General features: G+C 70.6%; 19 protein-coding genes. 7 read left to right on the top strand and 12 right to left on the bottom strand.

Annotated features, from left to right (window positions below; all coding sequences use genetic code 11):
• Positions 1–5: 5 nt before the first annotated feature.
• The 4 genes from P8A20_RS28785 to P8A20_RS28770 form a co-directional block, all read right to left on the bottom strand.
• Positions 6–524, bottom strand: coding sequence for a SixA phosphatase family protein (locus P8A20_RS28785; RefSeq protein WP_147962066.1), 519 nt, complete (start codon positions 522–524; stop codon positions 6–8).
• Between the two features lie 77 nt (positions 525–601).
• On the bottom strand, positions 602–808 hold the full coding sequence (locus P8A20_RS28780; protein ID WP_147962065.1) for a hypothetical protein: 207 nt from the start codon (positions 806–808) through the stop codon (positions 602–604).
• Between the two features lie 170 nt (positions 809–978).
• The gene (locus P8A20_RS28775) at positions 979–1,095 is read right to left on the bottom strand and encodes an SGM_5486 family transporter-associated protein (RefSeq protein WP_086010434.1); all 117 of its coding nucleotides are present in this window, start codon (positions 1,093–1,095) and stop codon (positions 979–981) included.
• A gap of 17 nt (positions 1,096–1,112) precedes the next feature.
• Positions 1,113–2,381, bottom strand: coding sequence for a CynX/NimT family MFS transporter (locus P8A20_RS28770; RefSeq protein ID WP_306104496.1), 1,269 nt, complete (start codon positions 2,379–2,381; stop codon positions 1,113–1,115).
• Between the two features lie 118 nt (positions 2,382–2,499).
• On the opposite strand from P8A20_RS28770, the gene P8A20_RS28765 reads away from it, so the two are divergent.
• On the top strand, positions 2,500–3,174 hold the full coding sequence (locus P8A20_RS28765; protein WP_147962064.1) for a FadR/GntR family transcriptional regulator: 675 nt from the start codon (positions 2,500–2,502) through the stop codon (positions 3,172–3,174).
• Positions 3,175–3,183: 9 nt separating this feature from the next.
• Here P8A20_RS28765 and P8A20_RS28760 read toward each other — a convergent pair whose 3' ends face one another.
• From P8A20_RS28760 to fabG, 3 genes are all read right to left on the bottom strand, one after another.
• Complete coding sequence (locus P8A20_RS28760; protein ID WP_147962063.1) at positions 3,184–3,549, bottom strand: hypothetical protein; 366 nt, start codon at positions 3,547–3,549, stop codon at positions 3,184–3,186.
• Positions 3,550–3,710: 161 nt separating this feature from the next.
• Positions 3,711–4,478, bottom strand: coding sequence for an enoyl-ACP reductase FabI (gene fabI, locus P8A20_RS28755; RefSeq protein ID WP_147962062.1), 768 nt, complete (start codon positions 4,476–4,478; stop codon positions 3,711–3,713).
• A gap of 5 nt (positions 4,479–4,483) precedes the next feature.
• Positions 4,484–5,203 carry a 3-oxoacyl-[acyl-carrier-protein] reductase gene (gene fabG, locus P8A20_RS28750; RefSeq protein WP_147962061.1) on the bottom strand — a complete coding sequence of 240 codons (720 nt, stop codon included), beginning with the start codon at positions 5,201–5,203 and terminating at the stop codon, positions 4,484–4,486.
• Positions 5,204–5,424: 221 nt separating this feature from the next.
• Here fabG and P8A20_RS28745 point away from each other — a divergent pair, with 221 nt between their 5' ends.
• The 3 genes from P8A20_RS28745 to tyrS are packed head-to-tail and all read left to right on the top strand — an operon-like array spanning position 5,425 to position 9,661.
• Positions 5,425–6,948 (top strand): TldD/PmbA family protein, encoded by a 1,524-nt coding sequence (locus P8A20_RS28745; RefSeq protein ID WP_147962060.1) that lies wholly within the window; start codon positions 5,425–5,427, stop codon positions 6,946–6,948.
• Positions 6,945–8,339, top strand: coding sequence for a metallopeptidase TldD-related protein (locus P8A20_RS28740; protein ID WP_147962059.1), 1,395 nt, complete (start codon positions 6,945–6,947; stop codon positions 8,337–8,339). The genes P8A20_RS28745 and P8A20_RS28740 overlap by 4 nt, the downstream gene beginning before the upstream one ends.
• A 53-nt stretch (positions 8,340–8,392) precedes the next feature.
• On the top strand, positions 8,393–9,661 hold the full coding sequence (gene tyrS / locus P8A20_RS28735) for a tyrosine--tRNA ligase (RefSeq protein ID WP_147962058.1): 1,269 nt from the start codon (positions 8,393–8,395) through the stop codon (positions 9,659–9,661).
• Positions 9,662–9,731: 70 nt separating this feature from the next.
• Here the strand turns inward: tyrS and P8A20_RS28730 are convergent, their stop codons facing one another.
• Complete coding sequence (locus P8A20_RS28730) at positions 9,732–10,016, bottom strand: GlsB/YeaQ/YmgE family stress response membrane protein (protein WP_147962057.1); 285 nt, start codon at positions 10,014–10,016, stop codon at positions 9,732–9,734.
• A 213-nt stretch (positions 10,017–10,229) separates the two neighbouring features.
• Between P8A20_RS28730 and P8A20_RS28725 the strand changes: the two genes are divergently transcribed.
• Together P8A20_RS28725 and P8A20_RS28720 are read left to right on the top strand one after the other, a co-directional pair.
• On the top strand, positions 10,230–10,604 hold the full coding sequence (locus P8A20_RS28725) for a DUF3099 domain-containing protein (RefSeq protein ID WP_147962056.1): 375 nt from the start codon (positions 10,230–10,232) through the stop codon (positions 10,602–10,604).
• 219 nt (positions 10,605–10,823) lie between these two features.
• Positions 10,824–11,072, top strand: a complete 249-nt coding sequence (locus P8A20_RS28720; RefSeq protein WP_147962055.1) for a hypothetical protein — start codon at positions 10,824–10,826, stop codon at positions 11,070–11,072.
• On the opposite strand, the gene moaA is transcribed toward P8A20_RS28720, so the two are convergent.
• The 3 genes from moaA to P8A20_RS28705 form a co-directional block, all read right to left on the bottom strand.
• Positions 11,055–12,044, bottom strand: a complete 990-nt coding sequence (gene moaA, locus P8A20_RS28715; protein WP_306104495.1) for a GTP 3',8-cyclase MoaA — start codon at positions 12,042–12,044, stop codon at positions 11,055–11,057. The two genes, P8A20_RS28720 and moaA, sit on opposite strands and share 18 nt — an antisense overlap.
• Before the next feature lie 160 nt (positions 12,045–12,204).
• Positions 12,205–13,845 (bottom strand): monocarboxylic acid transporter, encoded by a 1,641-nt coding sequence (locus P8A20_RS28710; protein WP_147962053.1) that lies wholly within the window; start codon positions 13,843–13,845, stop codon positions 12,205–12,207.
• Complete coding sequence (locus tag P8A20_RS28705; RefSeq protein WP_147962052.1) at positions 13,842–14,207, bottom strand: DUF485 domain-containing protein; 366 nt, start codon at positions 14,205–14,207, stop codon at positions 13,842–13,844. The genes P8A20_RS28710 and P8A20_RS28705 overlap by 4 nt, the downstream gene beginning before the upstream one ends.
• Before the next feature lie 306 nt (positions 14,208–14,513).
• Between P8A20_RS28705 and P8A20_RS28700 the strand changes: the two genes are divergently transcribed.
• Entirely contained in the window at positions 14,514–16,046 is a 1,533-nt protein-coding gene (locus P8A20_RS28700; protein WP_147962051.1) for a S8 family peptidase, read from the top strand.
• 98 nt (positions 16,047–16,144) lie between these two features.
• Here the strand turns inward: P8A20_RS28700 and P8A20_RS28695 are convergent, their stop codons facing one another.
• On the bottom strand, positions 16,145–17,188 hold the full coding sequence (locus P8A20_RS28695; protein WP_147962050.1) for a zinc-dependent alcohol dehydrogenase family protein: 1,044 nt from the start codon (positions 17,186–17,188) through the stop codon (positions 16,145–16,147).
• Positions 17,189–17,196: the final 8 nt, after the last annotated feature.

Below are 17,196 nucleotides of genomic sequence, written 5' to 3'. Positions count from 1 at the left end.
CGTGCTCAGTCGTTCGGCGTCCAGTACTCGACGAGCTTGCCCACCCCGTGCTCCAGGCTCTTCCAGGGGCCGGAGAACTCGACGGCGGCGTAGGCGGCGGTCGGGAAGCCGTCCCTGGTCATTCGGGCGAGCGCGTCACCCTCGGCCCTGCCGGAGAGCGCGTCCGCGACGCCGTGCATGCCGGGATTGTGGGCGATGACCAGCAGATTGCGTACGTCGTCGGGGGTCTCGCCGAACAGCGCGATCAGTTCGCCGAGGGACGCTTCGTAGAGCCTCTCCTCGTACACGGTCCTGGGGCGCTGCGCGAACTCGTGGACCGCCAGCTTCCAGGTCTCGCGGGTCCTGGTGGCGGTCGAGCACAGAGCGAGGTCGAAGGCGGTTCCTGAATCGGCCAGCTTGCGGCCGGCGACGGGGGCGTCCTTCCTGCCCCGTTCCGCCAGTGGCCGCTCATGGTCGGACTCCTGCGACCATTCCGCCTTGGCGTGCCTGAGAAGGACGATCCTGCGAGGTGTATCGGCGCTCATACACCTCAGCTTCGCACGGATTACGCCTCCGGGCGCAGGGTGTTGACATGCTCGCCCACAAGGGCTTTTCGTGCGGATCAGACGGCGAGCAGCACCAGGACGTGCTCCAGCAGGCGTCCGATCGCGGGGGCGCCGGTCCCGGCGTGGGCCTGTCCGGGTTCCACGATCAGCAGCAGGAGCGCGGCGAAGGCGAGGGCGGGCAGCGTGACGGCCCACCACGGCAGCCGGACCTCGACGGCGTCCGTGGCCGGGCGGTGGGTCCGGGTGTGTGTACGGGCCGGCATGTCCGCCTCCGTGGGTCCTCGGCTGTGTCACCTCGAACCTACGGGCCGCACGGTGGCGGGCCCATCCGGTGACCCACCCACTGGACCCTGACCCTGGCCCCCTAGGGGACAGGGGGGCAGGCCCCACCCCCGGGAGTGGGGCCGTCCCCACCCCGGGCGGATTCAGGGGGTCAGGGGGAGGCGATCGTGGCGATCACGCCGATGACCACGGAGATGAGAAGCATCGTCCCGAAGACGAGGAGGAGCTTCTTCTGGCCGTTCTGGGGATTCGGATCGAGCACTGGCATGCGCACAGTGTCGCATCTCAGCACTCGTCCTCGATCTTCCGGTCCCGGCCGGCGAGGACTCCCGCGATCGTCTGGGGGACGAGGAGGGCGGCCATGAGGGCGAGCGGCAGGCCCCAGCCGCCGCTGTGCTGGTAGAGCACCCCGACCAGCAGCGGGCCGGGGATCGAGATCAGATAGCCGGTGGACTGCGCGAAGGCCGAGAGCCTGACCACTCCGGCGCCGGTGCGTGAACGCATCCCGATCATGGTCAGGGCGAGCGGGAAGGCGCAGTTGGCGATGCCCAGCAGCAGTGCCCAGAGCCAGGCGCCGCCGGCCGGGGCCACGTAGAGGCCGGCGTAGCCGAGGAGGCCGCATCCGCTGAGGACGAGGACGATCGGGCCCTGGGCCGGCAGCCGGGTGGCGACCCGGGGGATGACGAAGGCGAGGGGGACGCCCATGGCCATGATCACGGCGAGCAGGACACCGGAGGTGCCCGCCGAGAGACCGGCGTCCCGGAAGATCTGCGGCATCCAGCCCATGGTGATGTACGCGGCGGTGGCCTGGAGCCCGAAGAAGCAGGCGAGCGCCCAGGACGTGCGGCTACGGGTGATCTTCAGTGCGGGCGGCGCGGTGGCTCCCGCGGTCTGCCCCGTGGCGTCGCCCCGGTCCTTGAGGAACGGCACCCAGGGCACGACCGCGACCACGGCCAGGGCCGCCCAGATCACCAGCCCCGTCCTCCAGCTGCCTCCCAGTGCGTCGGTGAGGGGCACGGTGAGGGCGGCGGCGAGCGCGGTGCCGAGGGCCAGTGCCATCGAGTAGAGGCCGGTCATGGTGCCGACGCGGTCGGGGAACCAGCGCTTCACGATGACGGGCATCAGGACGTTGCTGACCGCGATGCCCATGAGCGCGAGGGCACTGGCGGCGAGGAATCCGGCGGTGCCGCCCACGAAGGGGCGGAGCAGCAGGCCGGCGGCGATGGCCGCCATGCCCGCGCAGACGACGGCACTGGGGCCGAACCTGCGGGCCAGGCGTGGCGCCATGAAGCCGAACAGCGCGAAGCAGAGCGGCGGCACGGAGGTGAGGACACCGGCGATGCTGCCGCTCATGTGCAGCCCGTCCCGGACCTCTTCGAGGAGGGGGCCGAGGCTGGTGATGGCGGGCCGGAGGTTGAGCGCGGCAAGGACCAGCCCGACGGTCGCGATCCGCAGCACCCAGGGGGAAAGTCCGGGCGCGGGCCTCTCGGGCCCGGTGGTGGGGGCGGCGGGAGGACTCAGGGTCGGGATCTCGTCGTGACGCATGAGACCCATCATAGAATCATGGGATGATTGACTGTCCACTTCCGCTCTTCCCCTGAGACAATCGGGGAGACGTCCGACGGGCCCGCACCTCCCGGACCGCCTTTCCGGAACACGAGCAAGGAGCAGCATGGCTCTGACGTCCACACGGCGTTCGGCTCTCGCCGACCAGGTGATCGCGCAGCTGAGGAACCAGATCACCGCGGGCGAGTGGCCCGTGGGCTCACGGATCCCCACAGAGCCCGAGCTGGTCGAGCAACTCGGGGTCGCCCGGAACACGGTGCGCGAGGCGGTGCGCGCCCTGGCGCACAACGGGCTGCTGGACATCCGCCAGGGCTCCGGGACATATGTGGTGGCGACCAGCGAGCTGGCCGGGGTGATGCACCGCCGCTTCGCGGACGCCGACCCCCGGCACGTCGCCGAGCTGCGCTCCACGCTGGAGTCCTCGGCCGCCCGGCTCGCCGCCCTGCGGCGCACGGACCGGGACATGCGGCAGCTGGACACGCTGATGGCACGGCGCGAGGCGGCGTGGGCGTCCGGGGACGCGGACGCGTTCGTGGAGGCCGACGCCACCCTGCACCTCGCGGTCGTCGCCGCCTCGCACAACGACGTGCTGACCGAGCTCTACGCCGACCTGAACGACCTGCTGCGCGACTATCTGCGCGACGACGTGGGCCCGGAGCTGCGGCCGGAGGCGCACATGGACCACGCGCGGCTCGTCGAGGCCATCAGGGCGGGCGACGCGGAGGCGGCGGCCGCCGAGGCCGCCGCCCACGCGTTGAACTGTCTCCAGGAGCGGGTCTGAGCAGGTCCTTCAGGACACCGAATGACTGACCCAGGCCGAGCCGACCTCTTTCCAGCAGCGGTCCTCGAGCTTGACCGTCCGCCCGGGCTGCACCGCGACCGCGCCGCCGTCAGCGTCGACGTCCCACCACCGGGCGCACTCGGTGTGGAGCTGGACGAGATCGGTGGTCGGGTACGGGTTGTGGCAGTAGGCGACAACCCGGGACCCCTCGACCGACGTGCGGCATTCCGCGCCCGAGGGCTCGGGTTCGGGTGCGGCGGGTACCGCCGAGCTGCCCGCCCGGTTGGCCGCGCTCACGGCCACGGGAGTCAGGAGCCCGGCGACGATGGCGGCGGTGGCGAGCAGGGCCCAGGTTCTGCGACGTGTGGAGCGCACAACGGTCTCCTCCCCGCAGCCTGACCAAAAGTCCGGTTCCTCCACATTCTGCGGTGGAACGGCCAGCTTTTCGACTTGAGCGCGGGGCGAGCCCTCCGGACACGCACGACGGCCGCGTACCCGATGAGGGGTACGCGGCCGTCGGTGAGCCGTGGAAGCGGTCAGGCGCCCATCATGTGCACGCCGCCGTCGACGTGGATGATCTCGCCCGTCGTCTTCGGGAAGAAGTCCGAGAGGAGCGCGACGACCCCACGGCCGGCCGGCTCCGGGTCCGTCATGTCCCACTCCAGCGGGGAGCGGTGGTTCCAGACGTCCGCGAGCTCGCCGAAGCCCGGGATGGACTTGGCGGCCATGGAGCCGAGCGGGCCCGCCGAGATCAGGTTGCAGCGGATGCTGTCCTTGCCCAGGTCGCGGGCGAGGTAACGGGAGGTCGCCTCCAGCGCTGCCTTGGCCGGGCCCATCCAGTCGTACTGGGGCCAGGCGAACTGCGCGTCGAAGGTGAGGCCGACGATGGAGCCGCCGTCGTTCATCAGGGGCTTGCAGGCCATGGCGAGCGACTTCAGCGAGAACGCCGAGACGTGCATGGCGGTGGCCACCGACTCGAAGGGCGTGTTCAGGAAGTTGCCGCCGAGGGCGTCCTGCGGCGCGAAGCCGATGGAGTGCACGACGCCGTCCAGCGAACCGAGCTCGTCCTTGACCAGGCCGGCGAGGCGCTCCAGGTGCTCGGCGTTGGTGACGTCGAGCTCGAGGACCTTGACGGGCTTGGGGAGCTTCCTGGCGATCCGCTCGGTCAGCGTCGGCCGGGGGAAGGCCGTCAGGATGACCTCGGCGCCCTGCTCCTGGGCCACCTTGGCGGTGTGGAAGGCGATGGACGACTCCATCAGCACGCCCGTGATGAGGATGCGCTTGCCGTCGAGAATTCCGCTCATGGTGATCAGTGACCCATGCCCAATCCGCCGTCAACGGGGATGACGGCTCCAGTGATGTACGACGCGTCGTCGGACGCGAGGAAGCGCACCGCGGCCGCGATCTCGGCGGGCTGCGCGTAACGGCCGAGCGGCACCTGGGACACGATCCCCTTGCGCTGCTCATCGGTGAGCGCCTGGGTCATGTCGGTGTCGACGAACCCGGGTGCGACGACGTTGAACGTGATGTTCCGCGAGCCCAGCTCACGGGCCAGCGACCGGGCGAAGCCGACCAGGCCCGCCTTGGACGCCGCGTAGTTGGCCTGGCCCGCCGAGCCGAGGAGGCCGACGACGGAGGAGATCAGGACGACACGGCCCTTCTTGGCGCGCAGCATCGCGCGGTTGGCCCGCTTGACGACGCGGAAGGTGCCGGTGAGGTTGGTGTCGAGCACGGACGTGAAGTCGTCCTCGGACATCCGCATCAGCAACTGGTCCTTGGTGATACCGGCGTTGGCGACCAGCACCTCCACGGGACCGTGCTTCTCCTCGATCTCCTTGTAGGCCTGCTCCACCTGCTCGGTGTCGGTGATGTCGCACCGGACCGCGAGGACACCCGCCTCGGTGAGCGCCTGCGGCGGCTCCCCCGAGCGGTAGGTGATGGCGACCTTGTCGCCGCTGTCGGCGAAGGCGCGGGCGATGGCGAGGCCGATGCCCCGGTTTCCTCCGGTGACGAGAACCGAGCGGCTCAACGGATCACCCTTTCCTTGGCGGTCTGGTACATCGAAAACCTATCGGTACGACCCCTCAACCAGGGAATCGGCCTCTGACAGTGGCTCCAGCGCGGCGCTGTCGGGTTCCTACAGAACCGTCGGGCCCGCACCACGGCTACGTAAAACCACGTACGGGCAGGCCGGAACCCCTCATGATTCACTGCGGAGACATTTTCGGACGTGGAGAAGGGGAGCCCTTCGTGGCCCACGAGGTAGATCAGTCGTTCCTGGCCCTGCCGCTGCGTGCACTCGCCGACGCGGCCCTCGCCCGCGCCCGCGCGCTCGGCGCCGTACACGCGGACTTCCGGTTCGAGCGGGTGCGCGACGCCTCGTGGCGGCTGCGGGACGCCCGGCCCTCCGGGACGTCGGACACCACCGACACCGGGTACGCGGTCCGGGTCGTGCACGGCGGGGCCTGGGGGTTCGCGTCCGGGGTGGACCTGACTATGGACGCGGCGGCGAAGGTGGCCTCGCAGGCGGTGGCCATGGCCAAGCTGTCCGCGAAGGTGATCGCGGCGGCCGGGTCCGACGAGAGGGTCGAGCTGGCGGACGAGCCGGTGCACGGCGAACGGACCTGGGTGTCGGCGTACGAGCTCGACCCCTTCGAGGTGCCGGACGCCGAGAAGGCTGGGCTGCTCGCCGAGTGGAGTGCGCGGCTGCTGGCGGCCGACGGGGTCGCCCACGTGGACGCCTCCCTGATGACGGTCCATGAGAACAAGTTCTACGCGGACACCTCCGGCACCGTCACCACCCAGCAGCGGGTGCGGGTGCATCCGCAGCTGACCGCGGTGGCCGTGGACGGCGGGACCGGCGAGTTCGACTCGATGCGGACGATCGCTCCGCCGGTGGGCCGGGGCTGGGAGTACCTCACGGGCACCGGCTGGGACTGGGACGCCGAGCTGGAGCGCATCCCGGGGCTGCTGGCCGAGAAGATGCGGGCGCCGAGCGTCGAGGCGGGAACGTACGACCTGGTGGTCGACCCGTCGAACCTGTGGCTGACCATCCACGAGTCGATCGGCCACGCCACCGAGCTGGACCGGGCGCTGGGCTACGAAGCGGCCTACGCGGGCACCTCGTTCGCGACGTTCGACCAGCTGGGGAAGCTGACGTACGGCTCCCCCGTGATGAACGTGACCGGTGACCGCACCGCCGAGCACGGGCTCGCGACCATCGGTTACGACGACGAGGGCGTCGAGGCCCAGTCCTGGGACCTGGTCAGGGACGGCACGCTGGTGGGCTACCAGACGGACCGCAGGATCGCGAAGCTGACGGGCCTGGGCCGGTCCAACGGATGCGCGTACGCGGACTCGCCGGGCCACGTCCCCGTGCAGCGCATGGCGAACGTCTCGTTGCAGCCGGATCCGGGAGGGCTCTCCACGGAGGACCTGATCGGCGGGGTGGAGCGCGGGATCTACGTGGTCGGCGACCGGTCCTGGTCGATCGACATGCAGAGGCACAACTTCCAGTTCACCGGCCAGCGGTTCTTCCGGATCGAGAACGGCCGGCTGGCGGGCCAGCTGCGGGACGTGGCCTACCAGGCGACGACGACGGACTTCTGGGGCTCGATGGAGAAGGTCGGCGGTCCCCAGACCTATGTGCTGGGCGGCGCGTTCAACTGCGGCAAGGCCCAGCCGGGTCAGGTCGCGGCCGTCTCGCACGGCTGCCCCTCCGCCCTCTTCCGGGGCGTGAACATCCTCAACACGACGCAGGAGGGCGGGCGATGAGCCGCGTCAGCAAGCCGTACGAGATCGTCGAGCGCGCACTGGAGCTGTCCACCACCGACGACTGTGTGGTGATCGCGGACGAGAACTCCTCCGCCAATCTCCGCTGGGCCGGCAACGCGCTGACCACGAACGGGGTGACGCGTGGACGCACCCTGACCGTGATCGCGACCGTCGACGGCGCGCAGGGGACGGCGTCCGGCGTGGTGACGCGTTCGGCCGTCACGGCCGACGACCTGGAACCGCTCGTACGGGCGGCGGAGGCCGCCGCGCGGGGTGCCGGGCCCGCCGAGGACGCGCAGCCGCTGGTGTCCGGGATCCCGGTGTCCGCGGACTTCACGGAACCGCCGGCGGAGACCGGCTCCGACGTCTTCGCCGACTTCGCCCCGGCGCTCGGCGACGCCTTCGCGCGGGCCCGCTCGGGCGGCCGCGAGCTGTACGGCTTCGCGAACCACGAGATGACCTCCACCTACCTGGGGTCGTCGACGGGGGTGCGGCTGCGCCACGACCAGCCGAACGGGACCCTGGAGCTGAACGCCAAGTCCCCCGACCGGACGCGGTCGGCCTGGGCGGGCCGGTCGACCCGGGACTTCAAGGACGTCGACCCGGCGGCGCTCGACACGGAGCTCGCCCGGCGGCTCGGCTGGGCCGAGCGCAGGATCGAGCTGCCGGCCGGCCGGTACGAGACGCTGCTTCCCCCCACCGCGGTGGCGGACCTGCTGATCTACCAGTACTGGTCGGCCTCGGCCCGGGACGCCACCGAGGGCCGGACGGTCTTCTCACGGCCCGGCGGCGGGACGCGTGTCGGGGAGGAGCTCTCGGGCCTGCCGCTCACGCTGCGGAGCGACCCGTACGCGCCGGGGCTGGAGTCGGCCCCGTTCGTGATCGCCCACGCGTCCGGGGACGGGGGCTCCGTCTTCGACAACGGGCTGCCGCTGGCACCGACGGACTGGATCGCGGGCGGCAAGCTGGAGCGGCTGACCACCACCCGCCACTCGGCGGGGCTGACGGGCCTTCCCGTCGCCCCGGCCATGGACAACCTCGTCCTGGACGGCGGCGGCGAGCTGTCCCTGGACGAGATGGTCGCCGCGACGACCGGCCGCGCCCTGCTGCTGACGTGCCTCTGGTACATCCGGGAGGTGGATCCGGCGACCCTGCTGCTGACCGGTCTGACCCGGGACGGGGTCTATCTGGTGGAGGACGGCGAGGTCGTCGGCGAGGTGAACAACTTCCGGTTCAACGAGTCGCCGGTCGGGCTGCTGTCCCGGGCCTCGGAGGCGGGCCGTACGGAGAAGACGCTGCCGCGTGAGTGGGGCGACTACTTCACCCGTGCCGCGATGCCCGCGCTGCGTATCCCGGACTTCCACATGAGCTCGGTCAGCCGGGGCGTATGACCCCCATAGACTGGCCGGACAACCAATCGGACCCTCAGAGGAGAGAAACGACCGTGACGGACATCGTCGACGAGCTGAAGTGGCGTGGGCTGTTCGCCCAGTCCACCGACGAGGACGCACTGCGCAAGGCTCTGGCGGACGGCCCGGTCACCTTCTATTGCGGTTTCGACCCGACAGCGGCGAGCCTGCACGTGGGCCATCTCGTGCAGGTGCTCACCATGCGCCGGCTCCAGCTCGCGGGGCTGAAGCCGCTCGCCCTGGTCGGCGGGGCCACCGGCCAGATCGGTGACCCGCGGCCGACCGCGGAGCGCACGCTGAACGACCCGGAAACCATCGCCGCGTGGGTCCAGCGGCTGCGCGGGCAGATCGAGCCCTTCCTCACCTTCGAGGGCCCGAACGCCGCGACCATGGTGAACAACCTGGACTGGACCGCGGGCCTGTCCGCGATCGAGTTCCTCCGGGACATCGGCAAGCACTTCCGGGTCAACAAGATGCTCACCAAGGACTCGGTGGCCCGCCGCCTGGAGTCGCAGGAGGGCATCAGCTACACCGAGTTCAGCTACCAGCTCCTCCAGGGCATGGACTTCCTGGAGCTGTACCGGCGCCACGGGTGCACCCTCCAGCAGGGCGGCAGCGACCAGTGGGGCAACCTCACCGCGGGCATCGACCTGATCCACCGCCTGGAGCCGGGCGCCGCCGTGCACGCGCTGGCGACGCCGCTGATGGTGAAGGCGGACGGCACCAAGTTCGGCAAGTCCGAGAGCGGCGCCGTCTGGCTCGACCCGGAGATGACGACGCCGTACGCGTTCTACCAGTTCTGGCTGAACGTGGACGACCGGGACATCTCGACGTACATGCGCATCCTCAGCTTCAGGAGCCGCGAGGAGCTGGAGGAGCTGGAGAAGCTCACCGAGGAGCGTCCGCAGGCGCGTTCGGCGCAGCGGTCGCTGGCCGAGGAGCTGACGACGCTGGTGCACGGCGGCGAGCAGTGCGCGGCGGTCATCGCGGCGTCGAAGGCGCTGTTCGGTCAGGGCGAGCTCGGCGAGCTGGACGAGGCGACGCTGAGCGCCGCCCTGTCCGAGGTGCCGCACGCCAGGGTCACGGAGCTGGGCCCGGTGGTGGACCTGCTGGTCGAGGTCGGACTGTCCGCCAGCAAGTCGGCGGCCCGGCGCACGGTCAAGGAGGGCGGGGCCTACGTGAACAACGCGAAGGTCACGGACGGCGAGAGCGCCCCCGCCGCGGAGGAGCTGCTGCACGGGCGCTGGCTGGTCCTGCGCCGGGGCAAGAAGAACCTGGCCGCCGTCGAGGTCACGGCGGGCTGACACCGGCGAGCACGACGCCGCGGCCGGTCACGCATGACGCGTGACCGGCCGCGGCGTTCTCACATCCGGATCAGGTTCTGCGGGTCTTGTTCCTGTTGCCCCTGATGGACTGCCAGACCATGTCGCCGACACCCACGACGGCAATGGCGCCGATCAGCTGCAGCACGTGCCGGATCCAGTCGATCCCCTTGGTGTCGTTGACCCCGATCCAGGTCGCGACGGCGTTGCCGAGGATGCTGCCGAGGATGCCGAACACCACCGTCAGCCAGAGGGGGATGTCCTGCTTCCCCGGCAGGATCGCCCGGGCGATCACACCCAGCACCAGACCTACGATGATTGCCCACAACCAGCCCATATCGCCTCCTCGTGCGGCGCGGTGTGCGCACGTTCACCCAGTCTCGGCGCGCCGGACGTACGCCGCATGCCGGACAGGTCCGTACGTGGAACTGTGGTTCGAACCCGTGGGGGCGGGGCGCGCCCCGGTCCCGGACACGGCCGACGCCGGGCGTACCGTGGTAGCGGCACCGTCCGGGGAAGTCCGGCACAGAGATCTGGTGGTGGAATCACGATGCGGAAGCAGAGCGGCCCGGAGGTTTTCCGGATCACGGGTGCCCGGCAGGGCCTCGCCGACGACGTGCGTGGCAGGCAACGGCGCTACATCATCTCGATGTCCGTGCGAACCGTCGCCGTGGTGCTGGCCGCGACCCTGTGGAACGTCGAGAGGCATGTGGCCGTGGTGGCGCTCGCGCTGGGTGTCCTGCTTCCCTATGTCTCGGTCGTCATCGCCAACGCCGGGCGTGAGAACGCTCCTTCGCTCCCCTCGACGTTCGTGTCGGCGCCGATGCGGCCGGCTCTCGGCACGGCTCCTGCGGCGGCCCCAGCGGAGCCCGCCACGGAACCCGGTCCCACCGGCCGTGCGGCAGGACAGGGCCCGGCCGACTGACCGGGAGTACTCCGCGGACCCCGGTAAGAGCTCAGATCAATCATGACGATCCGGTGCACCGGATCCCGGGGCCCGTGCCATACTTCCTGTGCGCTCCGCATCCCCCGTCGGAGCGACGGACCGACGCCGGGCAGCTCCCCCCGTGGCTGCCCGGCGTCGCCATTCTCCGGCGGGGACGCGTCGCGGAGGCCTCCGGCAGGAGCGCTTAGGGTTGAGGCCGTGAACTTCCCCGACACCTCCGCCGAGAGCGCCACCGGCGCACCGGTCTGTTCAGCCAAGGGCTGCCGCGCCGATGCCGTGTGGGTGCTCGCCTGGAACAACCCGAAGCTGCACACTCCCGAGCGCCGCAAGACCTGGCTGGCCTGCGACGAGCACCGGGAGCACCTCTCGTCGTTCCTCGACGTGCGCGGCTTCCTGAAGGACGTCGTGACGCTGGCGGAGTGGGAGTCCTCAGCCGCCGATCGCTGACATCGGGCGGTCGGGCTGCAGGAAGGCCGGGTCGTCGAGTCCGGAGCCCGCCTTCTTGCCCCACATCGCGAGCTTCCAGATCCTGGCGATCTCCTCGTCCGGGGCGCCGGAGCGCAGGGCGCCGCGCAGGTCCGTCTCCTCGCGGGCGAAGAGGCAGGTGCGGACCTGTCCGTCGGCGGTGAGCCGGGTGCGGTCGCAGGCGCGGCAGAAGGGCCTGGTCACGGAGGCGATGACGCCGACGCGGTGCGGGCCGCCGTCCACGGTCCAGCGCTCCGCGGGGGCGGATCCGCGCTCCTCGTCGCCTTCCGCGGTGAGGGTGAAGCGTGTGCGCAGCGAGGCGAGGATGTCGCCTGCCGTGATCATGCCGTCGCGCTTCCAGCCGTGCTGGGCGTCGAGCGGCATCTGTTCGATGAAGCGGAGCTCGTAGGCGTTCTCCACCGCCCAGGCCAGCAGCTCGGGTGCCTCGTCGTCGTTGAGACCGGGCATGAGGACGGAGTTGACCTTGACAGGGATGAGCCCGGCTTCGCGGGCGGCCTCGAGCCCTTCCAGCACGTCCTTGTGACGGTCGCGGCGGGTGAGCGTCTTGAAGACGTCGGGGCGCAGGGTGTCCAGGGACACGTTGACCCGGTCCAGTCCGGCCGCCTTCAGCGCGGTGGCGGTACGCTTGAGCCCGATGCCGTTGGTCGTGAGCGACATCCTGGGGCGGGGCTCCAGGGCGGCGCACCGCTCGACGATGGAGACGAGGCCGGGACGCAGCAGCGGCTCACCACCGGTGAAGCGGACCTCGGTGACACCGAGGCCGGTGACGGCGACCCGGATCAGCCGGACGATCTCGTCGTCGCTGAGCAGCTCGGTCTTGGAGAGCCACTGCAGGCCTTCCTCCGGCATGCAGTACGTGCAGCGGAGGTTGCACTTGTCGGTCAGCGAGACACGCAGGTCGGTGGCGACCCGGCCGTAGGTGTCGATGAGCACTGTGGGCCTCCCCCGGTGATGTCCGCGGTTGCGGTCTGACACCACCGAGACTACGCGAGACCCCCGACATCGAGGGGGCGCGGTTGACACGAGGTGCGACGGGGCCCCGTCGTAGAGACCTACGACGGGGCCCCGTCGGGGCACGGCGGGCGCGCGGGCGTCAGTGGGCCCCGGTGCCGGTGAGGGACTTGACCTCGAGTTCGGCGTACTTGCCCTTGTCCGGCTCCTCCTTCGAGAGGACCGAGCCGACCCAGCCGAGCAGGAAGCCCAGCGGGATGGAGATGAGGCCGGGGTTCTCCAGGGGGAACCAGGCGAAGTCCACGTCCGGGAACATCGAGCTGGCCTTCCCGGAGACGACCGGGGAGAAGAGCACCAGGACTACGGACGAGGCGAGGCCGCCGTAGATCGACCAGAGCGCGCCCTGGGTGGTGAAGCGCTTCCAGAAGAGGCTGTAGAGGATGGTCGGCAGGTTGGCCGACGCGGCCACGGCGAACGCGAGGGCCACGAGTCCGGCGACGTTCAGGTCGCGAGCCATGGCGCCGAGCGCGATGGAGACGACGCCGATCGCGACGGTGGCCCAGCGGGCCGCGCTCATCTCCTCCTTCTCGGTGGCCTTCCCCTTGCGGATGACATTGGCGTAGATGTCGTGGGCGAAGGAGGACGACGAGGCGAGGGTGAGGCCCGCGACGACGGCGAGGATCGTGGCGAAGGCCACCGCGGAGATCACGGCGAGCATGATGGCGCCCCCCGTGGTGCCGACCCCGCCGAGGTACTCGGCGAGCTGGGGGGCCGCCGCGTTCCCTGCCGGGTTCTTCGCCTTGATCTCCTCGGGTCCGATGAGCGCCGCGGCGCCGAAGCCGAGGGCGATCGTCATCAGGTAGAACGCGCCGATGATGCCGATGGCCCAGTTCACGGACTTACGGGCGGCCTTGGCGGTCGGAACGGTGTAGAAGCGGATCAGGATGTGCGGGAGCCCGGCGGTGCCGAGGACGAGCGCGATACCGAGCGAGATGAAGTCCAGCTTCGAGACGTCCGTGGCGCCGTACTTGAGGCCCGGCTCCAGGAAGGCCGCACCGTGACCGCTCTTCTCCGCAGCGGTGCCGAGCAGGTCGGAGACGTTGAAGTCGAACTTCCACAGCACCATCAGCGTCATCAGCAGGGCGCCCGCGATGAGCAGGACGGCCTTGACCATCTGCACCCAGGTGGTGCCCTTCATGCCGCCGATCGTGACGTAGACGATCATGAGGACGCCGACCAGCGCCACGATGAGGATCTTGCCCGCGTCGCTGGTGATGCCGAGCAGCAGCGAGACGAGGACGCCCGCGCCCGCCATCTGGGCCAGCAGGTAGAAGATCGACACGACGATGGTGGAGACACCGGCGGCGGTGCGCACCGGCCGCTGGCGCATCCGGTAGGCGAGGACGTCGCCCATGGTGTAGCGGCCGGAGTTGCGCAGGGGTTCGGCGACGAGCAGCAGGGCTACGAGCCAGGCGACGAGGAAGCCGATGGAGTAGAGGAAGCCGTCGTAGCCGAAGAGGGCGATGGCGCCGGCGATGCCGAGGAAGGACGCCGCCGACATGTAGTCGCCGGAGACGGCGAGTCCGTTCTGGAAGGCGGTGAACTGCCGGCCGCCCGCGTAGAAGTCCGACGCGCTCTTGGTCTGCCGGCCGGCCCAGACGGTGATGCCCAGGGTCGCGGCGACGAAGACGGCGAAGAGCGTGATGATCAGCGGCCGGTGTTCCGTCGTCGACGACGACGCGGCGAGCTGGATCACGGGGTGCGATGCGTACGCGGCGCTCATGCGTCGGCCTCCAGACGGGACTTGATGGCCGCCGCCTGCGGGTCGAGCTTGTTCGTGGCGTGGCGCGAGTAGAACCAGGCGATGAGGAACGTGGTGGCGAACTGGGCCAGGCCGAACACGAAGGCGACGTTGAAGTTCGCGAAGACGATCTTGCTCATGAAGTCGTCGGCGTAGCTGGACAGCAGCACGTACAGCAGGTACCAGGCGATGAAGCCGACGGTCAGCGGGAAGGCGAAGGAACGGTGCGAGCGGCGCAGCTCGGCGAACTCCGCACTGTTCTGCGCCTCGAGGAACGCCTCGGTCGTGGGCTGGACGGGGCTGCCGTCCTCAGGGCTCTGGGGCGGCGGGGCTTCGGTGGCCACGGATTCTCCTCGCGACGCGGGTGCGGTGGTGGGGACGTTGGCTTTCACGGGGAGTCCTCTGCGTGAGTGACGGGGCTGATCGCGTGACTCCCTGTGCAACGGCACGGAGAGCGTGGCGAAGCGGTTCACCGCAGGTTCGGTCTTCTCGGGGAGGCACCCGTGTACGCGACTCCCGGAGGTCACACCTCGAACTCACTTGCCCGTATTGATTGATGCGCCGGGAAGATCAGCGATAAATTCACTGGTCATGTACCGGACCGGACACACCTGTGTCCGGCCCCACGGCACGGATGATGTGGAGAACCCATGGCTCATCTGGCATCCAGACGGACCCGCGTACTCACGCTGCCCGTCGGACTCGCGCTCACGGCCTCGCTCGGCTTCCTTCCGACGGGGACCGCGGCCGCGGCACCCGCGGACGAGCCTGCGGCGACGGTGCGTGTCGACGGCCCCGAGCTGTCGTACGTCGTGAACACGCGGGCGGGTCACGGCACGGTCAAGCAGGTGCGGAAGGCGATATCCGCGGCCGGCGGAACCGTCGTGACGTCGTACGACAAGATAGGCGTCATAGTCGTCCACTCGCAGAACCCGGACTTCGGCGCGACGATCCGCAAGGCCAAGGGCGTCCGGTCGGCGGGCGCCACGCGCACCAGCCCGATCGCCCCGGCGGCGACGAAGGACATCGGGGTCGAGCAGCCCCTCACCGCCGCGCAGGCGCAGGCGGCTTCGGCGGACGCGGTGGCGGGCCAGGACCCGCTGGAGCCCCTGCAGTGGGACCTCCCGGCCATCAAGGCGGACCAGGCGCACAAGAAGTCGCTGGGCAGCAGCAAGGTCACGGTCGCCGTCATCGACACGGGCGTGGACGACACCCACCCGGACCTGGCGCCGAACTTCGACCGCAAGGCCTCGGTGAACTGCGTGTCCGGCGCCCCGGACACCACGGACGGCGCCTGGCGGCCCGCGGCCGGCGAGAGCGACCACGGCACGCACGTCGCCGGGACCATAGCCGCGGCGAAGAACGGCACGGGGATCACCGGCGTCGCGCCCGGCGTGAAGGTCTCCGGCATCAAGGTGTCCACCCCGGCCGGCTACTTCTACACCGAGGCCGTCGTCTGCGGCTTCGTGTGGGCCGCCGAGCACGGTGTCGACGTGACGAACAGCAGCTACTACACCGACCCGTGGCTGTTCAACTGCAAGAACGACCCGGACCAGGGCGCCTTGGTCGAGGCGGTCACCCGCGCGACCCGCTACGCGGAGGGCAAGGGCGTCGTCAACGTCGCCGCGGCCGGCAACTCCGACCACGACCTGGCCCTCGACGCCATCGAGGACTCGACGAGCCCCAACGACTCGACGACGGTCACCCGCACGGTCGACCCGAGTGCCTGCCCCGACATCCCGACCATGCTGCCGGGCGTCGTGACGGTCTCCGCCACCGGCGCGAAGAACCTCAAGTCCTCCTACTCGAACTACGGGCTCGGGGTCATCGACGTGGCCGCTCCGGGCGGTGACTCGACGCGCTACCAGACGCCCGAGGCCCCCGCGGACAACGGTCTGATCCTCTCGACGCTGCCCGGCAACCGCTTCGGCTACAAGGCCGGTACGTCGATGGCGTCGCCGCACGTCGCGGGTGTCGCGGCCCTGATCAAGTCGACCCACCCCCACGCCTCACCGGCCGTGGTGAAGGCGCTGCTGACGCTCCAGGCGGACGCCACCGCGTGCGGTGCGCCGTACGACATCGACGGTGACGGCACGGTCGACGCGGTCTGCGAGGGCGGCAAGCGGTACAACGGCTTCTACGGAGCCGGAATCGTGGACGCGCTGGACGCGGTCCGCAAGTAGGGCATGAGGGAGGGGCCGGGGACAGCTGCTGTCCCCGGCCCCTCCCACGTTCTCCGGCCCGTCCCGCGTTCCGTCCCGCCGGCGTTCCGGCCCGCCTGCTACGGCTTGATCAGGACCTTGAGCGCCGTACGCTCGTCCATCGCCTTGTAGCCGCCCGGCACCCCGTCCAGGCCGACCGAGAGGTCGAAGACGGGCGAGGGGTCGATCGTGCCGTCGAGCACGTCGGGGAGCAGTTCCGGGATGTAGGCGCGTACCGGGGCGACCCCGCCGCGCAGGGCGATGTTCCGGTCGAACATCACGTCGAGGTCGATCCCGGTGCCGCTGCCGTGCGGGACTCCGACGTATCCGACGGAGCCGCCGTCGCGGACGATGCCGATGGCCGTGCGCATCGACTGCTCGGTGCCGACCGCCTCGATGACCCCGTGGGTGCCCTCGCCCCGCGTCAGTTCCCGTACGGCCGCGAGGGCCGCCTCGCCGCGCTCGGCGACGACATCGGTGGCGCCGAACGCCCGGGCGATGTCGGTACGCGCCTGGTGACGTCCCAGTGCGATGATCCGCTCGGCGCCGAGCCGCTTGGCGGCCATGACGCCGCACAGGCCGACCGCACCGTCACCGACGACCGCCACCGTGCTGCCCGGCTTCACGCCCGCGCCGAGCGCGGCATGGTGACCGGTGCCCAGCACGTCGGAGAGCGCGAGGAGCGCGGTGAGCAGCCGGTCGTCGGACGCGGCCGCCGCCGGGAGCTTGACGAGGGTGCCGTCGGCGAACGGGACACGCACGGCCTCGCCCTGGCCGCCGTCCGAACCGACCGACCCCCAGAAGCCGCCCCGGGGGCAGGAGGTGGTGAGCCCTTCGGCGCAGTAGGTGCAGGTGCCGTCGGACCAGACGAACGGGGCCACCACGAGGTCACCGACGGAGAAGCCGGCGACCTCGGCCCCCGCTTCCTCGACCACTCCGAGGAACTCGTGGCCGATGCGCTGGCCCGGCTGCCGGGCCGAATCACCGCGGTAGGCCCAGAGGTCACTGCCGCAGATGCAGGCCCGCAGGACCCGCAGGACCACGTCGGTGGGCTGCTGGACCGTGGCGTCGGGCACCTCCTCCACACGGATGTCGTGGGGGGCATGGATCACAGTGGCACGCATGCGTGAGG

The sequence above is a fragment of the Streptomyces sp. Alt3 genome (genome assembly GCF_030719215.1).
GTDB lineage: Bacteria > Actinomycetota > Actinomycetes > Streptomycetales > Streptomycetaceae > Streptomyces > Streptomyces glycanivorans.
This window is presented reverse-complemented; position numbering and strand designations above follow the sequence as displayed.

Bases quoted from the DNA above. Each gene is read 5' to 3' on its own strand.
- P8A20_RS28785 (WP_147962066.1), bottom strand. From the start codon at position 524: ATGAGCGCCGATACACCTCGCAGGATCGTCCTTCTCAGGCACGCCAAG.
- P8A20_RS28780 (WP_147962065.1), bottom strand. From the start codon at position 808: ATGCCGGCCCGTACACACACCCGGACCCACCGCCCGGCCACGGACGCC.
- P8A20_RS28775 (WP_086010434.1), bottom strand. From the start codon at position 1,095: ATGCCAGTGCTCGATCCGAATCCCCAGAACGGCCAGAAGAAGCTCCTC.
- P8A20_RS28770 (WP_306104496.1), bottom strand. From the start codon at position 2,381: ATGGGTCTCATGCGTCACGACGAGATCCCGACCCTGAGTCCTCCCGCC.
- P8A20_RS28765 (WP_147962064.1), top strand. From the start codon at position 2,500: ATGGCTCTGACGTCCACACGGCGTTCGGCTCTCGCCGACCAGGTGATC.
- fabI (WP_147962062.1), bottom strand. From the start codon at position 4,478: ATGAGCGGAATTCTCGACGGCAAGCGCATCCTCATCACGGGCGTGCTG.
- P8A20_RS28740 (WP_147962059.1), top strand. From the start codon at position 6,945: ATGAGCCGCGTCAGCAAGCCGTACGAGATCGTCGAGCGCGCACTGGAG.
- P8A20_RS28730 (WP_147962057.1), bottom strand. From the start codon at position 10,016: ATGGGCTGGTTGTGGGCAATCATCGTAGGTCTGGTGCTGGGTGTGATC.
- P8A20_RS28725 (WP_147962056.1), top strand. From the start codon at position 10,230: ATGCGGAAGCAGAGCGGCCCGGAGGTTTTCCGGATCACGGGTGCCCGG.
- P8A20_RS28710 (WP_147962053.1), bottom strand. From the start codon at position 13,845: ATGAGCGCCGCGTACGCATCGCACCCCGTGATCCAGCTCGCCGCGTCG.
- P8A20_RS28700 (WP_147962051.1), top strand. From the start codon at position 14,514: ATGGCTCATCTGGCATCCAGACGGACCCGCGTACTCACGCTGCCCGTC.
- P8A20_RS28695 (WP_147962050.1), bottom strand. From the start codon at position 17,188: ATGCGTGCCACTGTGATCCATGCCCCCCACGACATCCGTGTGGAGGAG.